The sequence below is a fragment of the Legionella birminghamensis genome (assembly GCF_900452515.1).
In the GTDB taxonomy this organism is placed as follows: domain Bacteria; phylum Pseudomonadota; class Gammaproteobacteria; order Legionellales; family Legionellaceae; genus Legionella_C; species Legionella_C birminghamensis.
In genome coordinates this window covers 3,453,302-3,473,499 of the sequence record NZ_UGNW01000001.1, presented here as the reverse complement: position 1 = coordinate 3,473,499, position 20,198 = coordinate 3,453,302, and the positions used below count along the sequence as shown (strand labels likewise).

Genomic DNA, 20,198 nt, shown 5'->3' with positions numbered 1-20,198 from the left:
TGCCTCGATTAAACAGTTTAAAAGAAGTCCCAAAGTAAATGCACAGCAGTAACAATTAACATAAAAATAAAAATATAGTTTAACTGTTTTACCGGTAAACGGTAATTCAAACTGACCCCCGCTGGCGCAAATAAAATACTGCTTACGGCAATGGGAAGAACTGCCGGCCAGTAGACATAGCCGCAGGCCCCTGAGGGGAGCTGTGTGTCAGTATAGCCAGCAATAGTAAAGGCGATACATCCTATTGCGCCAACAGTCAGGGTGCAAAGAGCGGAAATACCAGCAATTTTTTTAATATCCACGCCGCAATAAGCTAAATAGGGAACAATTATCAGTCCGCCGCCTATTCCCAACAGCCCGGAGATAAAACCAGTGAACAAACTGAAGGAATGATTAATCCAGGCGGCAGGAAAGCTGCCCTGCGTTCGGGAAGGCAGTCCGGATCGCATGCGGATTGCCGCCCCGACGAGAAAAATACCGAGCAAGGCTTTGAGCCAATAAGCGGGCAATATCCTTGCTATGGCTGCCGCAAGCATAACCCCTGTTGCCAGCCCGGGCCAGACATGATTAAAAAGCGGCCATGAAACATTGGCACGCTGATGATGCGCCCAAATGGCTGCCAGCGAGCTGAAAACCATAACTGCCAGCGAACTGCCGACGGCCAGATGGGGGGCTAACTCGTTGGTGATTAATGGATTTTGTTCAAATAGAAAAAGCAGGGCAGGCACAACAATAATTCCACCGCCAATGCCTAAAAGTCCAGCCATTAACCCGGCAAATATACCGGTAAGAGAATAGGCAAGCCCATTGAATAATAAAATATTGCTCACGACTTCCCAGCCCGGATTAAGCCCCCGAGGCCCTCATTTTCAAGTGCAGTCTGTAAGTACAGTTTAATTTCTGCTGGATGTTCCATTTCCAGCACATCGGCTAAAATCTTACGGCAAGTGGCTAGTGAGACATTGCGAATGATCCATTTAACCCGCGGCAAACTGGTAGAGTTCATGCTCAAGGTATCAAATCCCATCGCCAGCAATAACATGACGGCCAGAGGATCGCTTGCCATTTCACCGCAGATGCTGACTTCAACACCGGCTGAATGCCCCCCCTCTACAACACGCATCAGCGTTTTTAGCATCGCCGGATGAAAGGCTTCATAAAGCCCGGCAACCCTTGCATTATTGCGATCAACTGCCAGTAAATACTGAGTCAAATCATTACTGCCCACTGATAGAAAATCCACCCGCTTTGCTAATTCCCGAGCCAGGTAAACAGCGGCTGGCACTTCAATCATAACGCCCAATTTGGGTTTCTCAATGCGGCATCCCTCTTCCAGCAACTCATGGTAGGCCTGCTCAATTAACAGGGCAGTCTCCTCAACCTCGCTAATCGTGGTCACCATGGGCAGCATAATCCGGAGATTATTTAATTCTTCACTTGCACGGATCATGGCCCTTATCTGCATCAGGAATACGTCTGGATGATCGAGTGTTACGCGAATGCCGCGCCATCCCAGATAGGGGTTTTCCTCTTCTACCGGGAAATAAGGCAGTATCTTATCACCGCCAATATCCAGAGTGCGCATAGTTACAAAGCGTGGGGCAAATGCCTTTAGAATCTGCCGGTATATAATGTATTGCTCATCTTCCGATGGGAAGCGATCCCGGCTCATGAAGGGTACTTCAGAACGGTATAAGCCAACACCCTCTGCGCCTACGCTCATTGACAAGCCGGCATCCATTGCCAGACCAGTATTGACCTGCAGAGAAACCTTATAATTATCCAGCGTTTCAGCGGGTTTATCGCGAAGGCTTACCAAGGTCTGGTTCAGATCATGTTCTTCCTGGGCCAGCTTCTTGAACTCAGCGAGAACCGTGCGATTGGGAGAAATATACACATGGCCTAAAAAGCCATCGACAATCACCGCCCTTTCCATCAGATACTCGGTTTTTAAGCCGCGAACGCCCATAACTGTCGGTACACCGAGCGCACGGGCCAGGATTGCCACATGCGAATTATTAGCCCCTTTGGCTGACACCACGCCGGCTAAATGCCCTTCCGGTACTTCAGCCAGCGCCGATGCAGTAATCTCCTCACCGACTAGAATGGTGCGTTTGGGATAAACAATTTCTTCGCGCTGGGTCCGTTGCAGTTCAGCCAATACCCGGCGTCCCAGATCACGGAAATCACTGGCACGTTCACGTAAATAATCATCCTCCATGCTTTCAAACTGCTGGATGTGCTTCTTGATTACACTCGATAGTGCTGCCTGGGCGCTTAGTTTTTCAGCGCGGATGACTTCTTCAACTTCGGTACCCAGACTGTCTTTGTCCAGAATACGGATATACACATCAAACAGGGCATGCTCTTCTTCCGCAACCGTATGCTTCATACGTTTACTCAGCCTTTGCATATCCTGCCGGGCAATCTGCAGGGCATCAAAAAAGGTGGCTGCTTCCTGTTCGACATCCTCGATATTATGCCGGGGGACAGCGTCAATGTCTGCGGGGGGATAAACAACGACTGCGGTGCCAATACCCACGCCTGGCACGCTGCCTACCCCGGTCAGGGCGGTTTGCGTTGCTTCAATTTTTTGGCTGCCAGTGGGTTTGGGCTGGGTGATCTGGATGAGTTCACCGGTGGCTTCAGCCTGCGCAATAATCCCGCCAAGCTGGGCGGCCAGCGTGATAAGGAATGCTTCTTCAGCGTCATCGAAGCAACGTTGTTCCGCCTGTTGAACGGTTAATACACCATACAGCTTACGATGTTGAATAATAGGCACACCCAAAAATGCTTTCAGATGCTCTTCGCCGATTAAAGGATTCTGGTGAAACTCAGGATGAGTGGGGGCATTCTCCAGATTGATAGGTTCTTCGCGCCGGCCAACCAGGCCGATAATACCGCTATCCAAAGCAACCCGTACCCGATATTCCGCCATTTTATTTAAGCCGTCAGTAGCGACCAGCACATACTCGGCATGTTTGTTGTCAATCAGAAAAACGGATACCGCGTCCGCGCTGACCGCTTTGCGGACACGCTGAACGAGAATGGACAATGCATCACTTAAATGGTTGGCTGTAGTTACATCCTGAACTATTCGCTTAAGTATTTTTAACATTTATCGACTTTGGTTACCTCGCTTTCGTCGAATGCCATAGGGCGTGCGCCGTTTTCTTAATAAATGCTCCAGCTCTTTCATTGCCTGGGCATAAACTTGCCGTTTAAAAAAAATAACCTGCTCCTGCGGCTCGTGATAATCTATCCATCGCCAACTGTCAAACTCGGGCGAGTCGCTTAGGTCAAGGCGCAGTTTCTGTTCACTGGTCAGCAAACGTAAAAGATACCATTTCTGCTTTTGACCGATAACCAGCGGTTCGCTGCCATGTCTTAAGTATTGCTTGGGCAGGCGATATTTTAACCAGCGTTTGGTGACGCCCAAGACCTCAATGTCATCCCGATCCAGACCAACTTCTTCCTTTAGCTCCCGGTACATCGCTTCCAGTGACGTTTCACCCGCTGCCAGTCCCCCTTGAGGAAACTGCCAGGCATCATGCCCGTGGCGCCTTCCCCAAAAAACCCGGCCGGAGTCGTTCACCAGAATTATACCGACATTCAGCCGATATCCGGCACGATCAATTACCATGACTTTACTACTTACACTAAACTCTTAATGCCCTGATTTTTTCACAAACTGTCAATCCGAGCAAATAAAACTGTATTTAACTTGATTCCAACACTAAAATAATAGCTGTTTTGTTTATTTTTGACCGTTTATGAAGAAAAAACGCGTTCTGATCATTAATACCGGCGGTACCATCAGCAGTATCAAAACGGATCACGGCTACGAGCCAGCCCAGGGATATGTGCAGCATGCACTAAAGCAAATGCACGCCCTGGAGCATCCAGGCATGCCGGAGTATGAGATTAAGGAATATTCCCCGCTGCTGGATTCATCCAATATGACACTCAATGACTGGAATCAGATTGCCTGCGATATTGCCTCTAATTACGATCAGTTTGACGGCTTTGTCATTTTTCATGGTACCGATACCATGGCTTATACGGCATCAGCGCTTTCCTTCATGCTGGAAAATCTAAATAAGCCGGTGATTCTTACCGGATCACAAATCCCCCTGTCTGAAGTTAGGAATGACGCCTATGATAATATCCTGACCTCTTTATGGCTTTGCGTGCACCAGCCTGTTGCGGAAGTCTGTATATATTTCAATCAGCGATTATTAAGGGGCAACCGAAGCCAAAAAGTTTCCGCACAGCATTTTGACGCCTTTGCCTCTCCGAATTTTCCCTTACTGGCGAGCGTTGGCATCGATATAAAAATAAATCAGGACTTAATCCTGCCGCCTGCCAAAAAACCGTTTCATTTACAAACTATCAGCCCGCATTTCATCGCAAACTTCAGATTATTCCCCGGGTTTTCCACTGATGTGCTGCAAGCGCTCCTGCAACAGCCCCTGCGCGGCCTGGTGCTTGAAACCTATGGCGCAGGCAATGCCCAAAATAATGATTTGCGTTTCCTGCAAATGCTGGAAGAGGCCGGCAAACGCGGGGTCATCATTGTAAACTGTACCCAATGCCAGCAAGGCTGTGTCGAGATGAACCAATATGCAACTGGTCATACGCTGAAAGATGCCGGATTAATCAGCGGCCATGACATGACTCCGGAAGCGGCGCATTGCAAATTGCTTTATTTGTTCAGTAAAAACCTGTCTGTGGTAAAGATCAAGGAGGCACTGGAGAAAAACCTGTGCGGTGAACTGACAGAGACCGACCTTAAATGGAGGAAGAGTTAAGCAAAAGCTTATTTTCTTCCTCGATTGAGCTTTGTCTAGGAAAGCGTCGGTAATGCGGCGTGCTTCGGTTCGGTTATTATAGTTTGAGCTTGATCAAGGCAATGTTTTAAATACCCTTCTGCGGGTCTTAATTTTCCTAATTCAATGGAAAATGAGGCCAGCACATTAATCGTGCAGGGAGCTGATACATTAGTACTTCGTTCGTCAATTGCTTTCAGGTTCCCTTCGCTCAGTTGTTTGATGTATTCCAGGACTCTCTCCCTGCGTTTCTCAAGATATCTGGGGTGATGTTTGTCAAGGGTATCAAGATCGTCAGTTAGGGTGATGAGAATTCTTTTAATCAGACTTTCCTTCTCATCAGCTAGTTCCTTTGGATTTCCCCAGAAGCCCCAGCTTTTCCGCCCGTAAACCTCCTCGCTGACATTTTTATATATATACTGGGCCATCCAATATCTGAAAATATCAAGTGGATCATCTGTCTGAAGTGCACCAGTTACGGGGTGTAAAGAAAAACTGATATTTGCCAAACCTGCTTTTGCAAAGCGCTCGTTCAGCTTATTTGCCAATTTGATACATAAATCAATCTTGGATTCAAATGTTCCGTCTTCTTTATGTTTTTCATCCGCTTTTATAGATGAGGTAGCCTGATTCCGGGTAAGAATTGCATTAACTTCATTATGAAGCTCTGTGTCTGTTTTCGCTAATGGAACCTCCTTTTTATCGGAACTTTTATCCGCTTCGACATCTTCTTCGTCATCTGAAGTCTTTTTTACCGCTACAGCTGCTTTTTCAAGCGTAATTTTCTTCAGGTCTTCAATAATTATACTTCCGATATCTCTCTTTGCCCCTGAAAGCTCGGAATCAATTCCCATTTCAATACCAGTGACCGATGTAGCAACAGCGGCTGCAGCATTCCACCATGAATTTTCATTTGCTACAGATTTGCCTGTATAATTTAATATTTCTTTTTTAATATGGAATCGCACTATTTCCAAATACATTGTCATTGCACTACTCCTTTTGTTGCAATTTTTTTATCATAACAGTAATTTCAGGATTAGCAATACAGACGCAGAGTGTTTAATTCAACACCGCCCTAAACAGTAAAAGAGCTTGTTTTTACAGGAGAATTTGAAAGATGTCTCTACACATCATTATTTTAGCAGCTGGAATGGGAAAAAGGATGTATTCCAATACACCCAAAGTGCTGCATAAGTTGGCAGGTAAACCCATGCTATCCTGGGTGGTGGAGGCAGCTCAAAGCCTAAAGCCTGAGGCGGTTCATATCATATACGGCAATGGCGGCGCCCTGGTACGCGAGGCGCTGTCGTCTCTGGATGTGAATTGGGTGTTGCAGGAAAAGCAACTGGGTACGGGCCATGCTGTCATGCAGGCCTTGCCTTTTATTCCCGACGAGTCCAGAGTACTGATTCTTTCGGCAGATGTTCCCCTGATTAGTGTCGATACACTGGAGCATTTAATCAGACAATCCGGCAGTTTCAATCAATTAAGTCTTCTACTGGCTAATTTGGACAATCCGTTTGGATTGGGCCGAATATTGCGGGATGGCAATTCTGCTATTTACGGTATTGTCGAAGAAAAAGACGCGAATGAACAGCAAAAGCAGATTAAGGAAATCTATAGTGGTATTTGCTGTGCCAATGCCGGTGATCTAAAGCGCTGGCTGCCTAAACTCGGCAGTAATAATGCCCAGGGGGAGTATTATCTGACAGATATTATCGCCCTGGCAGTGCAAGAGGAGCAAATGGTGCAATCGATTACCGCCAGGGATAACATTGAAATCCAGGGGGTTAATAATCAGTTGCAGCTGCAGCAACTGGAACGGATATGGCAGCAGCGGCAAGCCGAAAAGCTCCTTTTGTCAGGCGTATCGATTGCTGACGCAGCCCGCTTGGATATTCGCGGCGAATTAGTTTGCGGTAAAGATGTTTTTATTGATGTCAACTGTGTATTTATCGGTAAGGTTATTTTAGAGGACGGTTGTCAGGTCGGCCCTAATTGCTTTATCCGTAATAGCAGCATAGGTGTGGGGACAGAGATTCTGCCTGGCAGCGTAATTGACCAGGCGGAGATCGCTGCGCAATGCCAGATTGGTCCCTACGCCCGTCTGCGTCCCGGCACCCGGCTTGCCTCTTTTTGTAAAATCGGGAATTTTGTCGAAACCAAAAATGCCTTATTGGATGAACATTCCAAAGCAAGCCATCTAAGCTATCTGGGAGATGTACGGATTGGCCGGGATGTGAATATTGGTGCCGGTACAATAACCTGTAATTACGATGGGGTAAATAAGCACCAGACCATTATTGAGGATGGGGTGTTTGTCGGTTCGGATACTCAATTAGTTGCGCCGGTAACTATAGGCACAAACGCTACCATAGGCGCCGGCAGCACGATTAGAAAAAATGTTCCTGCGGATGAACTTACATTGAGTGAAAACCGCCAGAAGACGGTGTATGGCTGGAAAAGGCCAGTGAAGGAAGAAAAGCGTTAATCTGTTCACGAAACCAGGCGGTGTGCGCCCCGCGGTCTTTGCCCCATCCCATAGCTATTGATACAAGTGCATGAGAATTAAAAGCGATCGAATCCCCGCGGCTGCGACCGCGGGGCCCACACGAAGCCAATTTAATGTTAAGAAGACTTGTTTATGACTACCTGTTAAACTCTATTTTTTGGCAACATTGAAACTTGTTTGACGACCATGCTCAAACAGGCATGGGCCCCGCGGTCGCAGCCGCGGGGATTCGGTGTCGGTGCCGCGGGGATTCGGACGGGGAAAACATTTGTGTAGATAGCTATGGGTTGAAGCCGCAGGGTCCATGCTAAGCTAATCAGGCTCTCATTCCATATACAGGGTTGCAGCTTGCCGTCTTAAAATCTGTGAGTTAAGCAGTTCATAAATCCACAGGACAAAGGGAACGCCAATCAAGGTGAGGATAAACTTTAATACCCAGGCATTGGTAGCCAGGTTGAAAATTTGTTCGAAAGGATACATTCCGCCAAATAACAAGCCATAGTTCACCAGGCATAGCAGCGTATTAACAATCAGATTAGCTACTAAGAGACGTAACCCGCGATTACTGCCATAACCGGTCTGTTTTAATTTTTCCAGAAGAAAACTGTTGCCGGCCAGGCAAATTAACAAGGTAAGAATAGTTGCAGGGATACGTCTTGGCATCATGAAGGAATAAAATGGCGTCAGATCAAAAAAATCTGGCGAAGGTAAAATGATAGCCAGCATCAATAAACCATCAAACACCAGTTCCGCAAGAATGATGAAACAGGCCAGAAGCAAATTGGCCTTGTACCCATAAAGCTCACCAATTAAATTACTGGCCATAATCACCAAAGGAAACACAAGGCCGCTGGCTGTTAAAGTCCAGTCATTACCAAATGAGACAATGCGGTATTCACAGGATAATGAAATTAACGTTACAGTAACCGCAAAACTGACCAGGTAGTGATACCAGGGGGAAATAAAATAAAAGGATTCTTTGCGGCTACTGATAGACGTAGGCTTGCTCAGTATATGGCTTATTAGATAGATGATTGCAGCAATAAGCAGAATGCTTGAAGTAATAAGCAGCGAATCAAAATAAATGCGGCCAAAGCTTTCAGCATGAGGGTCGGCAAACAAGAGGAGAAAATCAAACGTGAAAAAAGAAAGCCCGCCAAATAATGCCAGCCATAGGCGTTTTTTGGCAGAGGCCATTATTTTGGGTCGGCGTGAGCAAAAATAGAGGTGAGGCAAATAGAAACTGACAGCAAAGGCAATTGTCGATGCAAAAAACTTTCTGGGAATGTCTTCAAATACAATCTGATAGGCAGTGCTGTCGCGCATATACTCAGCAGCAGGTAAATTCACGAGAATATAAATGCCGATAGAGAACAGGTAAAGTGTCAGTAAGGATTGATTAAGCGTGTGCCGTTGCTGTATCAGACTGCATTTATTCAATATTGCCAGATAAAAACAGGCAACCAGCGGGCAGAGTACACTGCTGGAGGTAATTAACATGCCCTGAAAAATAATAATCTTGAAGGATACGTTAATGAGCAGCATCAAACAGGTCAGCAGGGAGACTGTTAATATCAAGCAATTGCGTGATTGTTGCTGTATTGGAAAAGACATGAGCCAACCGCCCTAATTCAAATCATTTAGAGCACCCATTGCCCACATCCGTGCCAATAAGTGCCCAGCAATATACCACTATAACAATTCTTTTGGCAAGTTGTGGGGCTTTTCCGAATTCCTCATGTCCTCATGGGCCAGCTGCGTAGCTAAATTGCCAATAAACCCTTCTTTCATTTACACTCATAACATACTGGGAACAGGGAAATAGCGATGGTTCATTATAGAAAGCAATCTTCTGCAAAACGCGGGATGCTGCCCGGATCGGCGGTATATGTTGGTGAGAACCCTCCAAAGCCCACGCAGATTTTTATACATGTATATGATGAGTCCAGCTATACCTGCTATGAAGGAATGAACCAGGCAATTGTAGAAACAGCTCTGCGGGAAAAGAAAACAGTCTGGATTGATGTGTTTGGTTTGAACAATGTTGCTCTTATTGATAATTGCTGTGACCTTTTCGATATCCACCCTTTAATCGTGGAGGATATTATGAACACCCATCAACGTCCCAAGGTGGATGTCATTGATGGCGGCTTATTTATTGTGTTCAGAATGCTTGATAAGCCAAAAGAATTCGAGTGTGAGGACAGTGAGCAATTCAGTATGATTATTAAGGAAAATCTCTTGCTCACTTTCCGGGAAAGCGATGATGAGGAATTAGTTGCCTTATATAAACGCATGGCTATGGAAAATTCGATGATTCGCGATCAGGTTGTGGATTATCTAGCGTATTTATTAATGGATCAGGTGGTTGATAATTTTTTTGATTATGTAGAAGGGATCGATAGATCCTTAACAGCGATTGAGGATCTGCTCATTGGCAATCCTCAAGCCATCTCCTTGCAAGATGTATATGTAATAAAACGCCGGGTTGTACTTCTTCGCAAAATCATTGCGCCGCTGCGCGATATTGTCCATTTATTAACCTCAAATAAAGGCACGCTCATCAATCCTGAGTACCAGATGTATTTTCGTGATTTGCATGATCACTGCCTGCGCTTATTGGAGTCACTTGATTTGCAGCGTGAAATGACGAATAACATACTGGAAATTTATTTGTCAACGCTGAATAATCGAATGAACGAAACCATGAAGATATTGACTCTTTTTGCGAGTATTTTTATCCCATTAACGTTTATTGCTGGCGTTTACGGAATGAATTTTGAACACATGCCTGAGTTAAAATGGCGTTTTGCCTATCCGCTGGTATTGGTCGGCATGGCCTTCATTGCGTTGGCCATGCTCTATTTTTTCAAAAAAAAGAAGCTTCTCTAGATTGTGAAAGTTCTTTGAAATTACTGTTGGTCGTATTGCTATCAGACTTAAAATCCGCCAGATCGTATTGGGAGAATGCGCCGACATGGCGCAAAGCTTTCGCTGAAATCGCCAATGGACAGGGCTTTAAGTCCTCAATTAAGGCTTCAGGAACCTGCGGTTTTAATTCGGTTGAGGGTGGAAGAGGCGTTGCCGACTGTTGTTCAGAGTTTGCTGCCAGATCGGAGGCAGCAGCCGATTCGATTACCCTTAACCTGTTATCATCAACAGGGACTATCGGTTTTAATTCTTCCGGCTTTTTTCCTGTAATTTTAAAATTAATCAGATAGACAATTTTCATTAAAGGTGGAGTATATAATGAAGCCAATGCAAACACAGTGACAAAAGGTGGCAAATTTTTGAGCTTCTGCAGTACACTTGCTGAGGCGTTTGGTACCGATGAGGCCATCTGTACAAGCTTATTTTCTCTGATATCAATAATTACATGGGTAACCGATTCTGTGCTCTGCAGTATTGCGTTCCAGCACGGTTTAATCATGGGATCATTGGTGAATTTTTCCTCGCTGACCAGCATGGAGGGTAATAGGTATTGCTTGGGTTTTTGCAAATAAGGGTTATTCCAGCAATCTTGCGCAATTTTAATAGAATTCGGCCAGTCGAAGTCTGATTTCTGACCCTTTAACATTTCAGGTACTTTTTTCTTGGCCCCTGCAGTCATCAGTTCAAAAACAAAATCAACACCTCTGCTAAAAATCGATAAGGGGTCAAGCAATTCCCTGGACGATTTTTTAACAGGCGCTGGCAGGCTCATATGAGTAGCTGTGCCTATCTGCATTAAAATGGCAAATTTTTGTAATACATCCTGATAATGTTCGCGGGGTATACCTGTTAAATAGAATACCCCTTCCACAAATGCAAAATTAATAGCGCGGGAACCCAAGCCAAGGGAAGCAGCCAATTCCCAGTTTTGTTCCAGATAAGCGGTAATGTGCCGGTTACAATGATCTGGCATAGCCATTGCCAGGATGAATTGACCGTCATATAGGATGAGCAATACGGCTGACAGGGGTTTTCCTACATAGGGAATAAAACTGATGCCCCATAATAATCCACGTATAGCCCAATAGTTTACACTGTTTTCAATCCCCCCTTTGAATTTGCGCAGAAAATTACAATTCTCTTGCTCGCAGATAGTGACCTGTTTAAGTTCCCCTTCCGGTGTGGGATTCGAAAATACCTTAAAGGTTGAGCCCTGTAATTCTTCACCAGCTTGCGAAAACTGATTCGATGCTTTGGCCATCAGAATCAACATATTAATAGTCGTTTCAGCACTTTTCTTGGCTTGATACATAAAAGTCAGACAGTTAATAGCACCAACCATTAGGGTTAGGGCGGTATTGACGCTGATCGATTGATCATTTTCTGGATCAGTCATTTCTTGCAGTTGGGTAACGATCAAACTGTTGAGGTAACTTGCTAAGACCCAGGGTGTTACATTTTTGTAAAGGATATAGGCCATATCTGTGTAAATGGATTGCACATTGGGATTGGTCGTCTCAGAGACCAGATCAAAAAGGCCAGCGCTTTGTTTAAAACCGTAGGAAAATACCTTGCGTGTTGAAGAGCCTATCCCTTTTGCTACCTTTTTTATGGTAAGATTATTATTCAATGCAGCGACTGCATTGCTTACCACAGCCGCTTTGTCACTCAGACTTTTACCCCATTCCCGAACCGTGGGCATCCAATTGTTATTCAGACTTTTTCCCCATTCCTGAACTGTGGTCATCCAACCCATAATGCTCTCCTGCAATAGTTCGAAATTTCATTCTATGGGTAAAATCTGCAAATAACCAGAGCAGCACGTTTTTTTTATGGCATCTCACCAGTGGGATCTTCGGTGGCGTCGAGCCATAGGTATCAACACACCACTACGCCCTGCGGCTTGTCCGCAGGGTCCAGCATTTTTTTGTGGATCTTCTGGATCCCTCGGACATAGCCGAGGGACGTAGAAGCCAGGAGCAGGCTCTGTGTTTGGATATGTGTAATACCCATGAGTCGGAGCCGGGGGAGTGCGGTTGGGACCGCTAGACTTAACGCGTGAAATCCAGCGTTGCATCAAAGCTTATTTAAAATCCGCAAGAGTAGTCTTATCCGGATACTCACAGTATTGGCGGATTGGGCATTCAGGGCAGCGCGGCTTTCTTGCCTGGCAGATATACCGCCCATGCAGGATGAGCCAGTGATGGGCATCGTGAAGGAACTCCTTGTCTACCCGCTTTAGTAATGCCTGCTCCACGGCCAGAGGCGTTTTTCCCGGTGCTATTCCCGTGCGGTTGGCCACGCGAAAGATATGCGTGTCTACCGCCATAGTCGGTTGGCCAAAGGCGGTGTTGAGGATGACGTTTGCCGTTTTTCTGCCAACGCCGGGCAGTTTTTCCAAAGCGGCACGTTCTGCAGGCACTTGCCCTTCAAACTGCGAAACCAGAATCTCACAGGTTGCAATGACATGTTTGGCCTTGGTATTAAAAAGACCTATGGTTTTAATGAAATCCTTCAGTCTTTCTTCCCCCAGTTTTAAAATGGCCTGAGGGGTATTGGCCACGGCAAAGAGTTTTGCCGTTGCTTTATTCACGCTGATATCAGTCGCCTGCGCGGATAGCAAAACAGCAATCAGCAACTCGAATGCTGAGTGATAGATTAGTTCAGTGGTTGGGTGCGGGTTTAAGGATTGGAAGGTTTTAAATATGGCACGACGGGTTTCCTGATTCATAAAGCATGTTCCAATCGGATTAAAAAGTTTCTGGCCAAGTGTAGTGGCTTAATAATTGATGGGCAAGTCAAAGCGGTGGACGAAGAAGCTAAGCGGTAAAATATCGCTATAGCCAATAGTTGTTAATGTCACAAAGGAATAATAAATCACAATCGTTTAATCAGGGCGACAAAGCGTTTCATCAGGAAATCCTTTTCCATTTTTATCATTCAGGAGTGTTGAGCCAAGAGTTCACGGGCGTGGGAGCGCGTTTGCTCAGTAATTGTAATCCCCCCCAGCATTCGCGCAATTTCATTTACCTTTTCAGCCGCGCCAAGTTCAAGAATGCTGGAATAAGTCTGATTGCTGTCACTATGCTTTTGAACCACAAAATGATGATGTGCTGAAGAGGCAACCTGTGGTTGATGCGTCACGCAGAATACTTGCAGGCGCTCACCCAGCTTGCGTAACAGCTGACCTACCAGCGCGGCAGTTGAGCCGCCGATACCCACATCCACTTCGTCAAAAAGTAAGGTAGGCGTGGCACCGCGTTGGGCTGTAATCATCTGGATAGCAAGGCTAATCCGGGACAATTCACCGCCAGAAGCGATTTTACTTAATGAGTCGGGCGCCATGCCGGGATTGCTGCAGACCTTATATTCAACTTTATCCAATCCATGCGATTGCATTTTATCGAGTTCGCTAAGGGCCACATTGATATAGCCTTTGGGCATGCCTAATTGCTGGATGATACCGGTAATTTCTTCAGCGAGCTGTGAAGCATATTTTTGGCGGGATTGGCTGAGTTTTGCAGCGGCTTCCTGATAGGATCTCAGTTGAATCTGATATTGCTTTTCGAGCTCGGTCATTCGCTGCTCGGCATGGCTGAGCTGTTTAACTTCTTCCCTTAACTTTTCGGCATGCGCTGGAAGTTGCTCTGGATCGACATGGTATTTACGGGCGGCCTGATGAAGCGCCGCAAGACGCAATTCAACTTCCTGCAGACGTTCCGGATCTAATTGGACCGATTCAACAAACTGCTTTATTTCAGCCAGGGCTTCCTCGCATTGGATAGAGGCTGTTTGCAGGAGTTCCAGCGCATTCTGCATGGCAGGATTTTGTGCTGGTAAATTAGTGAGAAGCTGCATGCTCTGATGCAGCCCCTGCCGCAGGCTAGGCCCCTCATCGCCATCCAGAAGCTGAATGATCTGATTGCCATTCAGGAGATAATCCTGCGCATGGTGCAGCAGCTGATGCTCGGTATGCAGGCTGTCGATCTCCCCCGGTTTGGGAGCGAGATTGTCCAGTTCTTCAATTTGAAACTGCAGCAAATCGATGCGATCCTGCTGGTTTTCAAGTTTTTGTAATTGTTCCAGTTCCTGCTTTATTTTCTGGCATTGTTTGTAATGATGCTGAACCTCCTGCAATAGCGCAGGATGATTGGCATAATGATCCAGATGTTGGCGGTGGGTCGCATGCTGCATTAAGGTCTGGTGCTGATGTTGGCCATGAATGTGAACCAGCATTTCACTTAGTTCTTTGACCTTCTGCAGTGGGAAAGGATTGCCGTTGATATAGGACTTTGAGCGGCCTTCGGCGTAAAGCACGCGCCATAATACCAGCTCGCCGTCTGAATCAATGCCATGTTCTTTCAGCCAGGCGGCAGTATCCTTTGAGCCGCTGCAGTCAAAAATAGCTGTGATGTCACAGCGATCAGCCCCAGGTCTGATTACCGAGGAATCGGCGCGCTCCCCCAGCGCAAGCATTAAGGCATCAATCATAATGGATTTGCCTGCACCGGTTTCCCCTGTAAAGGCGGTCATGCCTCCGGCAAAATCCAGTTCAAGAGATTGTACAATGGCAAAGTTTTTGATGCGTAAGGTGGTCAGCATGATTTATCCCTGATGCTTGGATTCCCAACCCAATTTAATGCGTAGTGTATCATAATAGTGATAGTCGAGAGGATGCAAGAGGCGCAGGCATTGCGTATTCTTTTCAACATTAACCTGCTGGCCGGGTTTTACCATCCTGGATTCATGGCCGTCACAGCTGATCCGTAGTTCGGATTCATTGGTATCGCTTATCACCAGATCAATGGAAACCTGGGAATCGACCACTAAAGGCCGGGAACTGAGACTATGGGAAAACATCGGTACCAACACGATGGCATTAAGATGAGGGTGCATAATGGGTCCGCCTGCGGACAGGGAGTAAGCTGTTGATCCGGTTGGCGTTGAAAGAATCATTCCGTCTGAGCGGTAATGGCTTACAAACTGCTGATTGATATAAACATCAAATTCAATCAGGTGAGTTTCATTACCGCGGCCAAGCACCACGTCATTTAATGCGTTGCTTTGAAAATAGGTATTTTCATTGTCATGAATGCGTGTTTTAAGTAAAAAACGCCGCTCTTCATAATATTCGCCATCAAGGACGGGTTTGAGCTGTTTTTCAATTTCGGAAGGGAGAATATCAGTCAGAAAGCCCAGGCGGCCACGATTAATCCCGATAACCGGCACATCAACGCCAATCGCCATGCGGGCAGCCGACAGCAGGCTTCCATCGCCGCCGACCACCACAATTAAATCCTGTTTTTTGCCCATCTGCATACGAGATAATACGGGCAGACCACTATCGAAATGGTCTGCCGTATCGGCATCTACAAACGTTTCAACCTGTTTTGCCAAAAAATCAATCAAGCGCTGTAAGGTTTCATTGACCCCTTGATTAGCGCGGTACTGCCGCGCATATAAAATGACGCGTTGAAATTTCTGTTTCATAATCTGCCGTGGCAAAATTAAATCCTATTCTTCAACATTAGCACGAGAGCTGCGTTTGCGTTCGTTTTCCTTCAATTCCTTTTTGCGAATACGGATGGTTTGTGGGGTTACTTCCACTAATTCATCGTCATCGATAAATTCCAGGGCCTGCTCAAGGCTAAGCTTAATCGGCGGCGTTAATAAAATATTTTCATCGCTGCCGGATGCGCGAATGTTTGTCAGTTGTTTTTCCTTGGTCACATTCACTACCAGATCGTTATCGCGGGAATGAATGCCCACGACCATGCCTTCATAGCACATGACCTGCGGATCAATGAAGAGACGACCGCGTTCCTGCAAATTGAATAATGCGAAAGCACGCGCTGCGCCTTGACAGTTGGCAATGAGAACGCCGTTGTTGCGCTTGCCTAAACGGCCTTTAAACGCCGGGCCATAATGATCATAGACATGATAGTTAAGGCCTGTGCCGGAAGTGCTGGATAGAAATTCAGTATGGAAACCAATCAGGCCTCGGGTCGGAATGATATAATCAAGACGAACCCGCCCTTTTCCATCAGGCAGCATATTTTGTAATTCACCGCGGCGCTCTCCCAGTTTTTCCATGATTGCGCCCTGATGCGTTTCTTCAACATCCACCGTTAACCGTTCATAAGGCTCCAGCATAACGCCGTCCTCTTCACGCATAATAACTTCTGGCTTGGAAATTGCCAGCTCATAGCCTTCACGGCGCATGTTTTCAATGAGAATGGATAAATGCAGCTCTCCGCGGCCGGATACCCTGAATTTATCTGGATCGGCAGTATCTTCAACGCGAAGTGCTACGTTATGGAGCAATTCAGTCTGCAGGCGTTCGCGAATCTTTCTACTGGTAACATATTTTCCTTCCTGGCCGGCAAAGGGGGAATCATTAACCTGGAACGTCATGCTAATCGTTGGCTCGTCCACTGTCAGCGGGGTTAATGCCTCGACCTGGTTTGGATCACAAAGCGTGTCGGAAATGTTTAGTTGTTCGATACCGGTAACCGCAATAATATCGCCGGCATTGGCTTCGTCTACTTCGACTCGCTCCAGCCCTTTGAATCCCAGCAGCTGTAACAGACGGCCGCTGCGGATATTACCGTCTTTATCGATAATTTTAACGGGCGATTTTGCCTTGATATTGCCGCGGGTAATACGGCCAATGCCGATGGTACCTACATAAGAGGAATAATCAAGTGAACTGATTTGCATCTGGAATGGACCATTCTCATCCACGTCCGGCGGGGCAACACGCTCAACAATGGTTTCCAGCAGCGCATTCATGTCGCTGGCTTCCTCATCCAAATCAAGTTTTGCGTAACCATTCAGTGCAGACGCATAAACCACGGGGAAATCAAGCTGCTCATCGGTCGCGCCAAGATTATCAAAGAGGTCGAATACCTGATCCATAACCCAGTGCGGACGGGCTCCTGGACGATCGATTTTGTTAATAACAACGATGGGCTTAAGGCCGCGGGCAAAGGCTTTTTGCGTAACGAAACGGGTTTGCGGCATGGGGCCATCGACCGCATCGACCAGCAGCAATACGCTATCGACCATGGAGAGAATACGCTCCACTTCGCCGCCAAAGTCAGCATGGCCTGGGGTATCAACGATGTTAATCTGATAATCCCGCCAGTAAACACAAGTATTCTTGGCTAAAATAGTAATGCCGCGCTCTTTTTCCAGGGCGTTGGAATCCATGACGCGTTCCACTTTGGGGCCACGCTCATTCAGGGTACCGGTTTGTTGCAGCAGCTTGTCAACCAATGTAGTTTTACCATGATCCACGTGGGCGATAATGGCTATATTTCTTATCTTCTCAATCATAAAAAACCTTGTTCACGACGAATAACGATGCACAGCAGCAGGCGTATAAGCCAACAGGCCAAAAAGGGGGCTTTTTGGAGTTTGCAGCAGTGAGTAATTAATTGTGCTTACATTATACACTAGATGCAGGCACAATCCTAATGGCGTGTAAAAGAACCGTTCGGCCTGGGGAGGAGCAGAGCCGTCTCGAAGGCTTGACACCGAGCGAGGCCTTCAAGACGCCGCTAAAGCGGCTTCTCAGGCCGAACGGATTGAGGTAAAAGTTTAATCTATAGAGGCCATTGCAATACTTCACTCGCAAAAGCAGTGTAATGGACTGCATTAGGGCATCCGTACTGTCTGCTGGTTTTGCTGCTCAGCTTCCGCGCTAGCCTGCATGCTTGGTGCAGGTGCGTCGCCGCAGGAGCGAAATTGCTCGGTCAACTGTCTGATGTTATTGGGGTCAATCGGCTGGCCCTGGGGGATTTGCCGGAGCAGGGCGTTGGTTTGCTGATTTTGGCCAAAAGTATTCACTACATGATTTTGTAATGCCTTCATGCCCCCATCACTGTAGTTATCCGCAACCCGATTAAGCATTTTGTAAAAAACAGACGTTGCCTGATCGATTTCCGCCTTGGAGAGCTGCTGATTTCCTGATGCAGGTGAAGGGCTTGGGCTGCGTAAATTATTTTTAGCATCCTGACATTTTTCTTTTTCTTTCAGCGCTGTTTGAAGCTGCATGCGCATCTCTGCGGATTCGCTCATTAAGCTCTGTTTCTTTTGTTGGGCGGCGTCCAGGCTCTGGTTATTCATTCCATGCTCACCGCTGCGGTTATTTTTGATAACATCCTGGACACTGGTCATTGCATTTTTATTTCTTTGAAAATCTGCCTGCGCTTGCTGTTTCTCCCCAGTAGATAAACTATCAACACTAGCGACCCCTTTGTTAACCAGGTAGAGATTGCCTGCATCATCTTTTAATATACTTTTGTTGCTGGGAGCCAGATAGGCAAATTCATCGGGATTAGAGGTCTGGGTACCGTCTGCTGTATAAGCCGTTTGTTTTCCCTCATAGACATCCAGCATTTCTTCCAGTGCTGCAATTTCCATGATATTATTTTTTGCCTTTTGCAAGTCTTCCAGAGCCCCGTCTTCGTCTCTATCCACTCTCTCAAAGGCGCTTTGCTCGTTTTTTTCAGCTTCAGCCCTCATTGCCCCGATACGGCTCCTCATCGCAGCCCTGTCGTCTGGATTGTCGGGGTTAAAACTTTTAGCCCGATTAACTCCATCCTGATATGTGTTGTGTTTTGCATCGATAGATTTACCCTTTTGCTCGAGGCGCTCAATCTCTTTATCAACTTCTGCAATTTCTTTATCTTTTTCAGCAATTGCTTTTTGCAAGCTTTCAATCTGCTCGTCATAAGCGCCAATCATCGCATCCAGATCAGCTTCTTTTTGTGCTTTTTCATCAGGTGACATGGAGTCAGCAAGCTGTTGCTGTTTCTGCACCTGTACCCGTTGATCAATATCTTCCTGTATTCGAATGTTCCTTTCGGCAATCAAATCAGCATCCTGGCGGGCCGCATGGATGAGAAAAGCCGCCAGCCGCTGCTCCTGCAGAAGCTGCTCTCTTTGTATTTCTTCGTTTTGCTTCTCTCGCTCTACCGCCTGAATCAATTCCGTTGCAATTCTTTCTTTGGTTGTGTCGCCTGCTGGTGTGTTAAGGAAATTAATGACATCCCGTGCTTTCTGCAAACCTGTTTTACCCAGGGTGATTGAAGGATTATCGGTTTCAGAAGTCTGGGTGCCGTCCACTTTATTGAGCCAGTTTTGTAATTTTACGGCAGTCAGTTCAACCGTAATCTGTTGATCGGAGTCGTGAAGCATTACTGAATCCTGATCAATTTTGGGTGCAGCACTTGCCCCTACATCGAGTGGTTCGTCAGCCTCTAACTGTAATTCAGGATTATAGAGGAAAGAGCTGCCGACTATATCTTCGGGTGATTCGTAGACAGTGCTCATTTCGCTTAAGTTGAGACCCGGGGCTGGTTTTGGCTTTGCTTCGCCTGTTAACTCGCTTCCATCGAGATCAAGCCCTTCATCCCGTGTCGGCTTGCTGGCGGTCTCCAGACGAGCAGTTCGCCGCATCAGATCGTCTTGCGGTTTCGGAGGGTTAAAATAATTTTTTACCGCATCAAAAGCTTGGCTTCCAACTGCTTGGGCACCCTGGGCAACCCCTTTTAGTTTTTCCCCTGCAAAGTCAGTAAATTGGGCATTCAACTCGTTAATCAGGTTAAGCCATTCCTTAACCATTTTTAGCCAGGGTTCATCATTCTGATCTATCGACTGTTTAAAAAAATAATCATCTTCAGCTGGCGGCGGCGTACTTTCCTTGGTTGCTGCAGCAGTTTTAGCTGGAGCGACAGGCGCCATTGTCGCCTTGGCCGCAGCAGGTGCCGCTGTGGTTGCAGGTGCAGGGGCTGGTGCCGAGCTCTGCGGTGCAGAGGTCGGAGTAGAAGTGGGGGTGGATTCTGCAGTTTCTGTGCTGCTAGAGGGTGCTGATCCGGACATGGTATTATCTTATCAAATAAAATTCATAGATTATC

Annotated in this window: 15 protein-coding genes; 3 read left to right on the top strand and 12 right to left on the bottom strand. The window is 46.5% G+C overall.

The genetic code is table 11. The annotated features are described in order from the left end of the window. Positions 1-17: 17 nt before the first annotated feature. Genes DYH42_RS14830 through DYH42_RS14820 form a run of 3 tightly spaced genes read right to left on the bottom strand, consistent with a single transcriptional unit; the run spans position 18 to position 3,643 of the window. A complete protein-coding gene (locus DYH42_RS14830; RefSeq protein WP_058524408.1) occupies positions 18-830 on the bottom strand; it encodes a sulfite exporter TauE/SafE family protein in 813 nt (270 codons plus the stop codon). Continuing rightward, on the bottom strand, positions 827-3,118 hold the full coding sequence (gene ptsP, locus DYH42_RS14825; RefSeq protein ID WP_058524409.1) for a phosphoenolpyruvate--protein phosphotransferase: 2,292 nt from the start codon (positions 3,116-3,118) through the stop codon (positions 827-829). Before ptsP ends, DYH42_RS14830 begins: the two co-directional genes overlap by 4 nt. After that, positions 3,119-3,643 carry an RNA pyrophosphohydrolase gene (locus DYH42_RS14820; protein WP_058524410.1) on the bottom strand — a complete coding sequence of 175 codons (525 nt, stop codon included), beginning with the start codon at positions 3,641-3,643 and terminating at the stop codon, positions 3,119-3,121. 130 nt (positions 3,644-3,773) lie between these two features. Here DYH42_RS14820 and ansA point away from each other — a divergent pair, with 130 nt between their 5' ends. Beyond that, positions 3,774-4,811, top strand: coding sequence for an asparaginase (gene ansA, locus DYH42_RS14815; protein ID WP_058524411.1), 1,038 nt, complete (start codon positions 3,774-3,776; stop codon positions 4,809-4,811). A 35-nt stretch (positions 4,812-4,846) separates the two neighbouring features. On the opposite strand, the gene DYH42_RS14810 is transcribed toward ansA, so the two are convergent. Beyond that, positions 4,847-5,818 carry a hypothetical protein gene (locus DYH42_RS14810; protein WP_058524412.1) on the bottom strand — a complete coding sequence of 324 codons (972 nt, stop codon included), beginning with the start codon at positions 5,816-5,818 and terminating at the stop codon, positions 4,847-4,849. Between the two features lie 131 nt (positions 5,819-5,949). Between DYH42_RS14810 and glmU the strand changes: the two genes are divergently transcribed. After that, a complete protein-coding gene (gene glmU / locus DYH42_RS14805; protein ID WP_058524413.1) occupies positions 5,950-7,323 on the top strand; it encodes a bifunctional UDP-N-acetylglucosamine diphosphorylase/glucosamine-1-phosphate N-acetyltransferase GlmU in 1,374 nt (457 codons plus the stop codon). 345 nt (positions 7,324-7,668) lie between these two features. Here glmU and DYH42_RS14800 read toward each other — a convergent pair whose 3' ends face one another. Beyond that, the gene (locus tag DYH42_RS14800) at positions 7,669-8,958 is read right to left on the bottom strand and encodes a VUT family protein (RefSeq protein ID WP_058524414.1); all 1,290 of its coding nucleotides are present in this window, start codon (positions 8,956-8,958) and stop codon (positions 7,669-7,671) included. 213 nt (positions 8,959-9,171) lie between these two features. On the opposite strand from DYH42_RS14800, the gene corA reads away from it, so the two are divergent. Next, positions 9,172-10,236 (top strand): magnesium/cobalt transporter CorA, encoded by a 1,065-nt coding sequence (corA, locus tag DYH42_RS14795; protein ID WP_058524415.1) that lies wholly within the window; start codon positions 9,172-9,174, stop codon positions 10,234-10,236. Here the strand turns inward: corA and DYH42_RS14790 are convergent. From DYH42_RS14790 to DYH42_RS14760, 7 genes are all read right to left on the bottom strand, one after another. After that, the gene (locus DYH42_RS14790) at positions 10,214-12,031 is read right to left on the bottom strand and encodes a hypothetical protein (RefSeq protein ID WP_058524416.1); all 1,818 of its coding nucleotides are present in this window, start codon (positions 12,029-12,031) and stop codon (positions 10,214-10,216) included. The two genes, corA and DYH42_RS14790, sit on opposite strands and share 23 nt — an antisense overlap. A 327-nt stretch (positions 12,032-12,358) precedes the next feature. Next, positions 12,359-13,006, bottom strand: a complete 648-nt coding sequence (nth, locus tag DYH42_RS14785; protein ID WP_058524417.1) for an endonuclease III — start codon at positions 13,004-13,006, stop codon at positions 12,359-12,361. A 48-nt stretch (positions 13,007-13,054) separates the two neighbouring features. Further along, the gene (locus DYH42_RS16930; RefSeq protein WP_162263108.1) at positions 13,055-13,156 is read right to left on the bottom strand and encodes an ion channel; all 102 of its coding nucleotides are present in this window, start codon (positions 13,154-13,156) and stop codon (positions 13,055-13,057) included. 59 nt (positions 13,157-13,215) lie between these two features. Then, positions 13,216-14,877, bottom strand: a complete 1,662-nt coding sequence (gene recN, locus DYH42_RS14775) for a DNA repair protein RecN (protein ID WP_058524418.1) — start codon at positions 14,875-14,877, stop codon at positions 13,216-13,218. 3 nt (positions 14,878-14,880) lie between these two features. Continuing rightward, positions 14,881-15,765 (bottom strand): NAD(+) kinase, encoded by an 885-nt coding sequence (locus tag DYH42_RS14770; RefSeq protein ID WP_058524419.1) that lies wholly within the window; start codon positions 15,763-15,765, stop codon positions 14,881-14,883. Positions 15,766-15,789: 24 nt separating this feature from the next. After that, complete coding sequence (gene typA / locus DYH42_RS14765) at positions 15,790-17,613, bottom strand: translational GTPase TypA (RefSeq protein ID WP_058524420.1); 1,824 nt, start codon at positions 17,611-17,613, stop codon at positions 15,790-15,792. A 321-nt stretch (positions 17,614-17,934) separates the two neighbouring features. Then, positions 17,935-20,163 carry a hypothetical protein gene (locus DYH42_RS14760; protein WP_058524421.1) on the bottom strand — a complete coding sequence of 743 codons (2,229 nt, stop codon included), beginning with the start codon at positions 20,161-20,163 and terminating at the stop codon, positions 17,935-17,937. Between the last annotated feature and the right edge of the window lie 35 nt (positions 20,164-20,198).